Annotated in this window: 11 protein-coding genes; 10 read left to right on the forward strand and 1 reads right to left on the reverse strand. The window is 65.8% G+C overall.

Annotated elements, in window-relative coordinates; genetic code table 11:
• Window positions 1–84: 84 nt before the first annotated feature.
• The 6 genes from QF036_RS01590 (at window position 85) to treS (ending at window position 7,720) form a co-directional block, all read left to right on the forward strand.
• Window positions 85–1,089 carry an NAD(P)-dependent alcohol dehydrogenase gene (locus QF036_RS01590; protein ID WP_307098598.1) on the forward strand — a complete coding sequence of 335 codons (1,005 nt, stop codon included), beginning with the start codon at window positions 85–87 and terminating at the stop codon, window positions 1,087–1,089.
• Window positions 1,090–1,155: 66 nt separating this feature from the next.
• A complete protein-coding gene (locus QF036_RS01595) occupies window positions 1,156–2,160 on the forward strand; it encodes a carbohydrate kinase family protein (RefSeq protein WP_307098600.1) in 1,005 nt (334 codons plus the stop codon).
• A 2-nt stretch (window positions 2,161–2,162) separates the two neighbouring features.
• Complete coding sequence (locus QF036_RS01600) at window positions 2,163–3,641, forward strand: mannitol dehydrogenase family protein (protein WP_307098601.1); 1,479 nt, start codon at window positions 2,163–2,165, stop codon at window positions 3,639–3,641.
• Between the two features lie 71 nt (window positions 3,642–3,712).
• On the forward strand, window positions 3,713–4,756 hold the full coding sequence (locus QF036_RS01605; RefSeq protein WP_307098603.1) for a LacI family DNA-binding transcriptional regulator: 1,044 nt from the start codon (window positions 3,713–3,715) through the stop codon (window positions 4,754–4,756).
• Window positions 4,757–4,792: 36 nt separating this feature from the next.
• Complete coding sequence (locus QF036_RS01610) at window positions 4,793–5,116, forward strand: hypothetical protein (protein ID WP_307098605.1); 324 nt, start codon at window positions 4,793–4,795, stop codon at window positions 5,114–5,116.
• Between the two features lie 405 nt (window positions 5,117–5,521).
• Window positions 5,522–7,720 (forward strand): maltose alpha-D-glucosyltransferase, encoded by a 2,199-nt coding sequence (gene treS, locus QF036_RS01615; protein WP_307105727.1) that lies wholly within the window; start codon window positions 5,522–5,524, stop codon window positions 7,718–7,720.
• A gap of 49 nt (window positions 7,721–7,769) precedes the next feature.
• Here the strand turns inward: treS and QF036_RS01620 are convergent, their stop codons facing one another.
• Window positions 7,770–8,852 (reverse strand): LacI family DNA-binding transcriptional regulator, encoded by a 1,083-nt coding sequence (locus QF036_RS01620; RefSeq protein WP_307098607.1) that lies wholly within the window; start codon window positions 8,850–8,852, stop codon window positions 7,770–7,772.
• Window positions 8,853–9,029: 177 nt separating this feature from the next.
• On the opposite strand from QF036_RS01620, the gene QF036_RS01625 reads away from it, so the two are divergent.
• The 4 genes from QF036_RS01625 to QF036_RS01640 all read left to right on the forward strand — a co-directional run bounded on the left by QF036_RS01625 (window position 9,030) and on the right by QF036_RS01640 (window position 12,642).
• Window positions 9,030–9,896 (forward strand): ABC transporter substrate-binding protein, encoded by an 867-nt coding sequence (locus tag QF036_RS01625; RefSeq protein ID WP_307098608.1) that lies wholly within the window; start codon window positions 9,030–9,032, stop codon window positions 9,894–9,896.
• Between the two features lie 117 nt (window positions 9,897–10,013).
• Complete coding sequence (locus QF036_RS01630; protein ID WP_111904624.1) at window positions 10,014–10,802, forward strand: amino acid ABC transporter permease; 789 nt, start codon at window positions 10,014–10,016, stop codon at window positions 10,800–10,802.
• A complete protein-coding gene (locus QF036_RS01635) occupies window positions 10,799–11,599 on the forward strand; it encodes an amino acid ABC transporter ATP-binding protein (protein ID WP_307098610.1) in 801 nt (266 codons plus the stop codon). Before QF036_RS01630 ends, QF036_RS01635 begins: the two co-directional genes overlap by 4 nt.
• The gene (locus QF036_RS01640; RefSeq protein ID WP_307098612.1) at window positions 11,599–12,642 is read left to right on the forward strand and encodes a Gfo/Idh/MocA family protein; all 1,044 of its coding nucleotides are present in this window, start codon (window positions 11,599–11,601) and stop codon (window positions 12,640–12,642) included. Before QF036_RS01635 ends, QF036_RS01640 begins: the two co-directional genes overlap by 1 nt.
• Window positions 12,643–12,736 lie beyond the last annotated feature (94 nt).

Here is a 12,736-nt window from a genome sequence, read left to right on the forward strand (position 1 = left end):
ACTTCGATTCCCAGAGGATTACTTCGATGACAACACCCACCGCGCAGTCCCGCACCCGCACGGACCGCCGAACTGCCAACCTCCATGCGCGCCTCCATCCTGAAGCGCCAGGGCGACATGGCACTGGAAACCCTTCCCGTCCCCGGCCTTGAGCCCGACCAGGTCCTGGTGCAGGTCGCCGCCGTCGGCGTCTGCGGCAGCGACGTCCACTACTACGAACACGGGAGGATCGGGGACTATGTGGTGGATCACCCGCTAATCCTTGGCCACGAGCTCTCCGGCCGGATCGCCGCCGTCGGAACCGCCGTCGACCCTGACCGCGTCGGCAAGCGCGTCGCCGTCGAACCCCAACGCCCCTGCCGCACGTGCAAGCAGTGCAAAGCCGGACGCTACAACCTCTGCCCGGACATCGAGTTTTACGCGACCCCGCCGATCGATGGCGCCTTCGCGGAATACGTGACCATCCAGAACGACTTCGCCTACGACATCCCGGAAAGCGTCAGCGACGAGGCAGCTGCCCTCATCGAGCCGCTGTCGGTGGGGCTGTGGGCCTGCGAACGTGCCGAAATCCGCCCCGGGAGCCGCGTCCTGATCGCGGGAGCCGGCCCCATCGGCATCATCGCTGCCCAGGCCGCCCGCGCCTTCGGTGCCACGGAAATCTACATCAGCGACATCGCCGAGGACCGCCTGGCCTTCGCCCTGGAACACGGCGCCACCCACGCGCTGAACGCGAAGACAGACACTGTGGAAGGGCTCGACGTCGATGCCTTTATTGACGCTTCCGGCGCACCGCAGGCGGTCCGTTCCGGGATTAAGGCCGTGGGACCGGCCGGGAGGGTCATCCTGGTGGGGCTCGGGGCCGACGACGTCGAACTCCCCGTCTCGTACATCCAGAACCGTGAGATCTGGCTCTCCGGCGTGTTCCGCTACACCAACACCTGGCCCCTGGCGATCCAGCTGGTCGCCGACGGCAAAGTGGACCTGGACGTCCTGGTCACCGGCAAGTTCACCCTCGTCGAATCCGAGGAAGCACTCAAAGCCGGCAAACAGCCGGGCCAGCTCAAGGCCGTCGTCTATCCCGGCCGCTAAGCGGATCCCTGCACCGCCCCCGCCCAGCATCAACCACGTTCAGCACCCACCTGCCAGGAAGCAGCCATGTCACCACACGAGAACGGTCCGGAGCCAGACGTCTCTGATGACGCAGCCCTGATCACGGTCATCGGTGAGTCACTCGTTGACATCATCGATGACCAGCGATGGGGAATCACCGCTCCGCAGATGCACCCGGGCGGCAGCCCCCTCAACGTTGCCGTCGGCTGCGCCCGCCTGGACCTCCGCACCAAACTCGTCACGCACTTCGCCGAGGACCGTTACGGGCGCATGATCGCTGACCATCTGGACAGCAACGGCGTCGGGAGTATCGTCGGCGGCTCCGAGCCGACCTCAACCGCCCTGGCGTCCCTGGACGCTGCCGGGGCGGCGCAATACACGTTCTCCATCAGCTGGGACATTAACGGTGCGTCCATGCCTGCCCTGGCAACCGCGGAGAGCTCGCTCCATGTCCACACCGGGTCCATTGCGACGGCCCTGCCCCCGGGCAACAAGTCGGTACGGGGACTGGTCGACGCAGCACGCCCGCACGCCACCATCAGCTTTGACCCCAACTGCCGGCCGGCCATCAGCCCGGACGTGGCCGCGGCACGGGAACAGGCCGAGGACTTTGTGGCCGCCAGTGACATCGTCAAAGCCAGTGACGAGGACCTGCTGTGGCTTTACCCAAACAGGACGCTGGAGGAGTCGATGGCGGCGTGGCTGGACCGCGGACCGTCGCTGGTGGCATTGACCCGCGGCGCCAACGGCCCGGTGCTCATGACAGGGCAGGGACGCGTGGAGATGCCGGGGGAGCCCATCGCGGTGGAAGACACCGTCGGGGCAGGGGATTCCTTCATGGCCGGACTGATCTCCGGACTCGCCCAGATGGACATGCTGGGGGCGGCCGGCAGGCCACACCTGCGTAACCTGTCCCTGGATGACCTGCACGCCCTGGCCGCCTATGCGAACAGGGCCGCGGCGATCACCTGTTCCCGCCAAGGGGCCAACCCGCCGACGTCGGCAGAGCTGGGTCCCCTGACCCGCTCCGTCTCCGCCCAGAAGGCGTGACCATGCAAACACGGAGCAACAGTTCCCTTCCCGGGAGGCCTGCCCCGGTGGCCGTACCGTCCTACGATCGGACGAAGCTCACCGCCGGCATCGTCCACTTCGGCGTCGGCGGATTCCATCGCGCCCATCAGGCCATGTACCTGGACCGGCTGATGAATGCCGGACAAGCGCACGACTGGGCCATCTGCGGGGTCGGGGTCTTGCCGGCGGACGCCCGCATGAAGCAGGTCATGGACAGCCAGGACTGCCTTTACACCCTGGTGGTGAAAAATCCTGACGGAAGCCGGGAGGCGCGGATCATTGGCTCGATCATCGAGTATCTCTTCGCCCCCGAGGACCCGGAGGCGGTCACCGAGAAGATGGCCTCCGAGGCCATCCGCATCGTCTCGCTCACCGTGACCGAAGGCGGCTATAACTTCCACCACGTCACCGGCGACTTCGACGCCGATAACCGCGACGTCCTCCATGACCTCCAGCCCGGCGCCGCGCCCAGGACGACCTTTGGGCTCATCACCGAGGCGCTCGCCAGGCGGCGGGCACGCGGGCTCGCTCCGTTCACCGTGATGTCCTGCGACAACATCCAGGGCAACGGCGACGTCGCCCGCAAGATGTTCACGGCCTTTGCAAACCTCAAAGACCCGGGGTTGGGCGCCTGGGTCGCGGAAAGTGTCCCCTTTCCCAACAGCATGGTGGACCGGATAACCCCGGTCACAACCGATGACGACCGGGCCGCTATTGCCGGGGAATTCGGCGTAGGCGACGCGTGGCCTGTGGTGTGCGAGCCGTTCGAGCAATGGGTCCTCGAAGACCATTTCAGCCTCGGTCGCCCTCCGTTTGAAGACGCCGGTGTCCAGTTGGTGGACGACGTCGAACCCTACGAACTGATGAAGCTGCGGCTGCTGAATGCCAGCCATCAGGGCATGTGCTATTTCGGCTACCTGGCTGGCTACCGTTACGCCCACGAAGCCGCCCAGGACCCGTTGTTCGCCCGGTTCCTGCTTGATTACATGGACAGGGAAGCCACGCCCACACTCCAGCCCGTGCCCGGCATCGATCTCGGATCTTACAAGCGAACACTGATTGAGCGGTTCTCCAACCAACATGTCAGGGACACTCTCGCCCGACTGTGCGCCGAAAGCTCCGATCGGATCCCCAAATGGCTGCTACCGGTGATCCGCGTCAACCTGGACAACGGCGGAGAGATCCACCGCTCCGCGGCGATTGTCGCCAGCTGGGCCCGCTACGACGAAGGCACGGACGAGCAAGGAAACTCCATCGACGTCGTCGACCGGCTCAAAGAACCCCTGATGGCCGCCGCGGCGCGCCAGCGTGAGGAACCGCTGGCGTTCATCTCCAGCCGGGAGGTCTTCGGCGACCTTGTCGACAACGAGCGCTTCGTGGACGCGTACACGCGGGTTCTCGGTGCGCTCCATTCCGACGGGGCCGCGGCAGCCCTGCGATCCCTTGCAGCCCGCTCCTAGAAGACCGAACGTCCAGATCGAAAATGCCTGGTGCCGCCGGCCCGGCCCGTTCAGGGCGATCGCGTCCCACGATGCGCCATGTCGCCGCACTGGCCGGTGTGGGAACCAAGACGGTGTCCCGTGTTGTGAACGGAGAACCGAACGTCTCCGAGGCGACCATTGAACGCGTCCGTCATGCGATAGAGAGGTTGCACTACCAGCCCAATCTGGATGCCGCGAACCTCAAGCGGGCAAACGGCAGGACACTGACGCTAGGGTTTTTGGTTGGAAACCTGGCCGATCCGTTCTCGGCTGCCGTTCTCCGAGCAATTGAGGAAAAGGCATGGGAACGGAAGACTGCCGTAATCTCGGCCAGCCATGATTACAACCCCGAAAGGGAGCTGCAAATCATAAAGAACTTCGTGGGCCGACGTGTCGACGGGATCATCCTGCGACCAGCCAACGGAAGGCATTCATTCCGTGCCCTGGAAGCGGCCCAGGGCATTCCGGTCGTCTTCTTGGGCGCACTGCCCAGCGGAGCGCCTGCAGATGCGGTGACCACCGACAACGCCGCCGGCGCTGCGCAGGCCGCGGACCATCTCCTCAGACTCGGCCACCGCCGGACCGCATACTGCGGAGCCGTCGCCGCAAGCGCAGGTGATGTCGCCGCCGAAGAACGGTACCTCGGATTCATGGAGAAACTCGGCCAAGCGGGCATCGCGGCCCGCGACATACCCGTTCTCCAGAACCTACAGGACGCTGAAACTGCTCGAAACGAGATTGCCCAGCTCATCCAGAGCGGTCCCCGGCCCACCGCGATTTTCACGGCCGGTTCGGCAGGAACGGCCGGGGCGATCAAGGCGTTGCGCGAGAACGGCGCGAACAACTCAATCGCGCTCGTCGGTTTTGACGACTTTCCTCTTGCTGACCTGGTCGACCCGGGAATTACAGTGATCGCCCAGGACGTGGAAGGAATCGGGCGAATTGCGGCAGAAACATTGTTTGCACGGGTGGACGGCTTCTCCGGGGAACCCGCAACGCACCTCATCCCGGCAACGCTGAAAGAGCGCGGCAGCGGGGAAATCCGTTCGCGGTCTGCAAGCAGGCGACCATACGTTTCGGCAGGCATAAGCTAATACCAGAAGGTCGCTTCCAGCACCGGAGAGTTCATCGTGGACACTGAAACCGCCGAGGTGATCGGTCATGACGTCACCACCATCACCTGTGTGTGCGGCAATACCGTCAGCAAGGCCGGATTGATACAGGCCAATTCACAAGGCGTCCCCGTTTACGCCGGAGGAAACACCTCCGTTCCCGCGGAGCTGGCGGAATGGCCTGCGGATGAGGACCTCTACACCCTCTGTCCCTCATGCGGCCGCGTGTACCGTGACTCGATAGTCGAAGAGACAGGGACCGCACCCGTTGCTTTCCGGGTGGACGTCACCGCCGGCCCAATCGCAGCGGCAATCCGGGCCCACTGGGACCTCAGCACCTAGGCTCGGCCGGCGCTGCTCTCCCCGGTGCCATGGGAGCTTGGATTGCTGGAGGGTTGGCGCCGACCTGCCGCCGTCTGAGTGTTGGGTTTCCTTACAGGTTCCTTGGCCGGCTATGAGAACCGCTGATGGCAATAGTCGATATTCCGGCGGCTGCCGACATACGGTGGGCTAAGCGGACAAATGTGAATAGTCTCAAGGCGCCGGGGTACGGGAAGACTGAAGAACACCCCGGGAGGTGCCACGCAGGAACCACCGATAAAGGAGCAATCTGTGCGGGAAGCAAGCTTCAACAAGAGCGTTTCAGTAACCGACGATTTGGCCGGCGAGCCTGACGGGCTCGATTCGGCCCCGGCTGATACGGCGGCCGCGGAAGCGACCGAAGCGCCGGAAGCCTCAGCAGCCGAGGTGCCCCCGACTGAGTCAGCGCCGGAAGCGCCCGAAGCAACCGAAGCGGCTGACATCACCTATGACGAGCAGTTCTATCCCGCCCGTCCCAAAGCGCTGAGGCCGATCGCCCGCCGTCGCCAGTTCTTTGCCGACCGCCCCTCGCTCGAGTTCGACGGGCGCAATGCCGCCTATGTCGAGTGGCTGCGGAACCAGGCGATGCTGGGCGACGCGAACGTGATGGCGCGGCAGCTCTCCGGACAGGCCAGCATGTGGCAGAACTCCTATGCCCATCCGAACCCGCGGGCCGCAGTGGAACGCGCGCCCGTCTGGTTTACCGCCTACCCCCTGTCCTTCATCACCCGCCCGGGCCAGTCCTTCCTCTCCGCCCTGGGTGATCCTGAACTGTGGGACGCCTTCCGGGAGATCGGGATCCGGGGCCTGCACACCGGTCCCGTCAAGCTCGCCGGCGGCATTCGGGGCTGGTCCCAGACGCCGAGCGTGGACGGGCACTTCGACCGCATCAGCATGGCGATCGACCCGGTGTTTGGCACCGAGGAAGAATTCCGCAAGATGTGCGAGGTCGCCGCGGACCATGACGGCACCGTGATCGATGACATCGTTCCCGGCCACACAGGCAAGGGTGCCGACTTCCGTCTGGCCGAGATGAACTTCCGGGACTATCCCGGCATCTATCACATGATCGACATCCCGGAAGAGGACTGGCACCTGCTGCCGGACGTTCCCGAAGGCGAAGACTCGGTAAACATCAGCCCCGACGCCGAGCAGGCACTGCAGAAGGCCGGGTACATCATCGGCAGGCTGCAGCGGGTGATCTTCTACGAGCCGGGCGTGAAGGAGACCAACTGGAGTGCCACGCGGCCCATCGTGGACACGGCCGGGAAAACCCGGCGCTGGGTCTATCTGCACTACTTCAAGGCCGGACAGCCGTCCATCAACTGGCTGGACCCGACCTTTGCGGGAATGCGGCTGGTGGTGGGGGACGCACTGCACTCTCTGCTCGACCTGGGCACGGGTGCCCTGCGGCTGGACGCGAACGGGTTCCTGGGTGTTGAGAAAAGCGCCGAGGAGCAGCCGGGCTGGTCCGAGGGGCACCCGCTGTCCGAGGCCGCAAACCAGCTCATCGGATCCATGATCCGCAAGGTCGGCGGGTTCTCCTTCCAGGAACTGAACCTGACCATCGACGACATCAAGGCCACCTCAGAGGCCGGTCCGGATCTTTCCTACGACTTCGTGACCAGGCCGGCATACCACTACGCCCTGGTGACGGCCGACACGGAATTCCTGCGCCTGACACTGCGGCTCGCCATGGAAATCGGCGTCGACCAGGCATCACTGGTCCACGCCCTCCAGAACCACGACGAACTGACCTACGAACTGGTCCATTTCGCCGCCGGCCACAAGGACGACGTGTTCGAACTCAACGGCCAGGAACTCACCGGGGCCGAAGTCGCCGAGCACGTCCAGCAGACCCTGCGGGAACGGCTGACAGGGCCGGAGACCCCGTACAACGCCCTGTTCACCACCAACGGCATCGCCTGCACGACGGCCAGCTTCATCATGGCCGCCCTGGGCATCCAGGACCCGGAGAACCTGACTGACGAACAGCAGGCCCAGGTCCTGGACGTGCACATCCTGCTGTCCATGTACAACGCCCTGCAGCCGGGTGTCTTCGCCCTGTCCGGCTGGGACCTGACCGGCGTCGCCGCCCTGGACCGCCACAAAGTCCGGGAACTCACCGCGCAGGGCGACACCCGCTGGATCAACCGCGGCGCCCACGACATCATGGGCACCAGCCCCGAGGCGGAGGCATCCTCTGCCGGCATGCCCCGTGCCCGCAGCCTCTACGGCCCGCTGCCCGACCAGCTCAAGGACCCGGCGTCCTACGCCCGGCGCCTGCAGAAGATCCTTGCCGTGCGGGAACAGAGCGGGATCGCCACCAGCACCCTGCTGGACGTGCCGGAAGTTTCCCATCGCGGCCTGCTGGTCATGGTCAACAGGCTGGGCAGCGGGGACCTGCAGGCGACCGTGCTCAACTTCTCCGGGCAGGACATCGCAGGAAGCATCCAGTCCACGCACCTGGTTCCCGGCAGCAGCGTCCATGACCTCTTCAGCGGCGAGGCCGTTGGGCAGGTCGACGACCTGCACAGCTTCTTCCTGGAATTGGGTGCCTACCAGGGCACGGCGCTGCTCCTGTAGGAGGGCGAGAAGGAGGACGACGGCGACGCCCAGTGAGCGGGCCCGGCACCTACGGTGCCGGCACCGCCACCGGCACCGGGCCCACCGAGCCGCGCCGCACCAGCGCGGCCTGGAACTCCGGTGCCGGTGCCAATGGCGGCCGGCCCTCGATCTGCCTGATCAGGGCGCTCGCCGCCGCCGCGCCCATTTCGTAGACGGGCTGCGCCACCACCGTCAGGGGTGGCGTGGTCAGGCGGGTCCAGGCGAAGTCGTCGTACATCAGGAACGACACGTCGTCGGGGATTCGGAGCCCCATCTCCTGGATGGATTCCACCACGCTGAGGGCAATCAGGCCATCGGAAGCCACGACGGCGGTGGCCGCGTCAGCGCCCAGCAGCACCTCTCGTGTGAGGCCCCGGATAGAGCCGGCATCGCCGGCGTTGAGCCGCACAAGGTCCTCAGGGAACTCGCATCCCGCGTCTGCAAAGGCCCGGCGCATCCCCTCGATGCGGTCCGAAATCTGCGACGAATCCAGCCGCATCTCCATGGAATACCCGGCGTCGGTGCGCAGTGTTGAGATGAAGGCGACCCTGCGGTGCCCGGCGTCCAGGAGGTACCGGGTCGATTCGTATGAGATGGCGGCCATGTCGACGGCGACAGTCTCCAGCGCGAGGCCGTCGGCCGAGCGGTCCAGCAACACCAGCGGCCGGCCCGATTCGTGGACCCGCCGCAGGTGCTCCGTCTCCACCGACGAGGCCGGCGCGACGATCAGGCCGTCGACCCGCTTGTCGAGCAGTACGCGGACGGCGTCCACTTCGGCCGCGGTGTTCTCGTCCGTGTTGATCAGGATGACGTTGAACCCGCTCTTCTTGGCGGTGTCCGTGATCCCCCTGGTGGCCAGGCCGAAATGCGGGTTTTCGATGTCGCCCACCACGACGCCGATGGTGTGCGATTTCCCGGTGTTCATGCTGCGCGCCAGCTCGTTGGGCCGGTACTCCAGCTCTTCCGCTGCAGCGAGAACCCGCTCGCGGACGTCGTCGCTGACGGCCCCGTAGTTGCCCAGGGCGCGCGCCGCCTGAGCCTTGGACACCTGGGCAGCTTTTGCGACGTCGGCAACTGTTACGTCCCGGCGCCTTGCTCCGTCACTGCTCATGTTCACCTTTCCGAGGGGGCTGTTGACGCGGCCTGTGAGTTCCGCTACATTTCTAGCAATCGATGTGAGTCCGGTCTCAATCGTAAGGACTGAGACCGGACTCAGCAAGAGCTTCATCGACCAAATCCTTCGGCGGCCCTGACAGCACCGCTTTCCCTCCCACGATTGGACAACGCTGTGATCAAACTGAACTTCCGCCCGGCAGCAGTGGCTGCGGCGGCCCTGGCGGCCATCCTCGCCCTGTCCGGCTGCGGCGGGTCATCCTCCGCCACCTCCAGCCCGGCTGAGAACCCGTACGGACTGATCGAACCGGGCACCATCCGGGTGGCCAGCCTGGGCGACTCAAAGCCATACACCTTCACGGACGCGCAGGGTAACTTCACCGGCTTCGACGTCGAACTGTTCAAGGACGTGGCCCACCGCGCCGGCGTAGACAAAGTGGTCTTCACCGGTCAGGACTTCTCCGGGCTGCTCGCCGCCGTGGCCAACGGCCAGTTCGACGTCGGTGTGGCCGCCATTGGCATCACCGACAAGCGCAAGGAAACCGTCGACTTCTCCAACGGCTACCTTGCCGGCTACCTGACGGTAATCACCACGAACGCCTCGGGCATCAAGGACGTGGACGGCCTCAACGGAAAGCGCCTGGGCGTGGTCCAGGGAACGCTCCAGGAGGCCTACGCGGTCAAGAACTTCACCTCCGCCAGCCTGGTGCGCTTCCCGGACAACAACACCGCGATCGCCGCCGTCAACAGCGGCTCCGTGGACGCCCACTTCCTCGACTACGAGGCTGCCAAGGCGTACCAGGAGCAGTACGGCCTGATCAGCGCGGCTGACATCCCGTCCTTTGACGCCCCCGCCGGCTTCGCCATCGCCAAAGACAAGCCCGCCTTCAAGGAAGCCCTGAACAAGGGTCTGGCCGAGGCGATGGAGGACGGAACGTGGAAGAAGCTCTACCAAAAGTGGTTCCCGGGCTCCCCGATGCCTGAGCAGTACCTGCCCAAGGCCGAGCAGACCGCCACCCCGGCCCCGACCGCAAGCAAGTAGGCGAAGCACCGACCGGCACAGTGCCGTTCCCGCCGGGCGGGCCGCACACCGGCCCGCCCGGCACGGGGACCCCCGTCCGGCACTCGAATAAAAACAACTAACGTCTGAGAGCAATCAATGGACTGGCTCAACATCATCGGCCGCACCTTCTTCGACTTCGAAGCAATGCTTGAGGTGCTGCCCCAACTTCTCGGGGTTGGCCTTCTCAACACACTGATCATCTCCGTCGCCGCCACCATCCTTGGCGTGGTGCTGGGCATGGTGGTGGCGGTCATGGGCATCTCGCGGTCCCGCTGGCTGCGCATCCCGGCCCGGATCTACACAGACCTCTTCCGCGGCCTGCCGGCCATCCTCACCATCCTGCTGATCGGCCAGGGCTTCGCGCGCTTCAGCCAATCGGTCTTCGGGCCCTCGCCGTACCCGCTGGGAATTATCGCGCTGAGCCTCATCGCCAGCGCCTACATCGGCGAAATCTTCCGCGCCGGCATCCTCAGCGTGGACAAGGGGCAGGGCGAAGCGTGCCGCGCCCTGGGCATGAGCTACGCCAAATCCATGGCCCTGGTGGTGGTCCCGCAGGGCGTCCGCCGCGTCCTGCCGGCCCTGGTGAACCAGTTCATTGCCATCGTCAAGGACTCCTCGCTGGTCTACTTCCTGGGCCTGCTGGTCAGCGAACGCGAGCTCTTCCGGGTGGGACAGGACGCCGCGGTGCTGTCCGGAAACCTCTCGCCCCTGGTCATGGCCGGCATCTTCTACCTGGTGATCACGGTGCCCCTGACCCACCTGGTCAACTACTTCGACAACAGGTTCCGCACCGGCCGCCGCCGGCCCACCCCGCCCACGAGCGGCCTGAAGGAAGTCACGGAACTCGACGCGGCCTCGCCACTCATCACCGGGAGCAACACATGAACCTCACAAGCGCCAGCAAGACGACCCCAAATAAAATGCCCGCACACAAAGCCGAGGACATCGAAACGTTCCACGGCTCCAGCCTGGAGCTGAAGAACCTGACCATGGCCTACGGGGACATCGAGGTCCTCCGGAACGTCAGCCTCACGGTGGCCCCGGGCACCACCACCTGCATCATCGGGCCCTCGGGCTCGGGCAAGTCCACGCTGCTGCGGGGCGTCAACCGGCTGCATGAACCCAAGAGCGGCGACGTGCTGCTGGCCGGTGAGAGCGCCCTGCAGGTTAAGCCGGATACCCTGCGCCGCCGCATCGGCATGGTGTTCCAGCACTTCAACCTCTTCCCGGACCACACCGCACTTGAAAACGTGGCACTGGCCCTCTGGAGCGTCAAGGGCATGTCCAAGGCCGAGGCCACGGAACGGGCCCGCCGCCGGCTGGCCGAAGTGGGCCTGGCCGAACGGGCCGACCACCGCCCCAGAGACCTCTCCGGCGGCCAGCAGCAGCGCGTGGCGATCGCCCGCGCGCTGGCCATGGAACCGGAGGTGATGCTGTTCGACGAAGCGACCAGCGCCCTGGACCCGGAACTGGTCAAAGGCGTCCTGAACCTGATGGCAGGGCTCGGCCGGCGCGGCATGACCATGCTGGTGGTCACGCACGAGATGGGTTTCGCCCGCAAAGTCGCGGACCAGGTTGTCTTCATGGACGAGGGCGAAGTGGTGGAGGCCGGGACCCCGGCCGAACTGTTCGACAACCCGCGCAGCGAACGGCTGCAGCGCTTCCTTTCCGAGGTGCTGTGATGGGCAACGGAACAGCGGAACCCATCCGGACCGCCGTCGTCGGCTTTGGAATCTCCGGCAAGGTCTTCCACACGCCGCTGATCGCGGCGGATCCGGACTACTCGCTGGACGTGATCGTGACGGCAGACCCGGAGCGGGCCGCCGAGGCGGCCAGGCGCTACCCACAGGCACGCATCGTTCCCACGCCCGAGGCGATGTTCGCCCGGGCCGGCGAGCTGGACCTTGTCATCCTGGGCACCCCGCCGCACACGCACTTCGACCTCGCGGCCACCGCCATCGCCCACGGCCTCCACGTGGTGGTGGACAAGCCCTTCGTGCCAACCTCCGCGCAGGGGGCGGAGCTGATCGCCCTGGCGTCCGACGGCGGGGTGCAGCTCACGGTGTTCCAGAACCGCCGGTGGGACGCCGACTTCCTGACCCTGCAGAAGCTGCTCCGGCAGCAGGCCCTGGGTGAAATCCGAACTTTCGAGTCGCGCTTCGAATGGTGGCGGCCCGAGGGCTTCGGGAACTGGCGCGACAGCGTCTCCCTTGCCCAGGGCGGCGGGATCCTCCACGACCTCGGCGCGCACCTGATCGACCAGGCCGTCCAGCTGTTCGGACCGGTCGAAAAGAGCTACGGCGAGACGGCCAACCGGGGACCGGATCCGGAGGCGGCAGACACTGAGGCGTTCGTCTCCCTGCTTCATGGGTCCGGAGTCCGCAGCAGGCTATGGATGAACGGCATGGCAGCCCAGGTGGGTCCGCGCTTCCACGTCCTGGGCTCCGAATCCGGCTACACCAAGTGGGGCCTGGACGGCCAGGAGCCTGTGCTCGCGGCCGGGATGGCGCCTACAGATCCCGTCTATGGCGTCGATCCCCAGGAGTCTTGGGGGCTTCTGGGGGTGGATGGAGCCGCCATCCCGGTTCCCGCAGAGCGCGGCGCCTACCCCCAGTTTTATGTGCAGCTGGCCGCCGCCCTGCGCGGGGAGGGCCCGCTGCCCGTCGACCCGGCGGAGCCGCTCGGAGTCCTCAAGATCATCGAAGGCATCCACGCGCTGGCCTGACGCTCAGTCCCCACTCTTGCGGCGACTTGCCGCTATCTGCCCGGACGCGAATCCGAATGCCGCGTCCCCATCAACCGTGTCCAAAAATCCGCAG

It is taken from the genome of Arthrobacter globiformis, assembly GCF_030817195.1.
GTDB classification, from domain to species: Bacteria; Actinomycetota; Actinomycetes; order Actinomycetales; family Micrococcaceae; genus Arthrobacter; species Arthrobacter globiformis_D.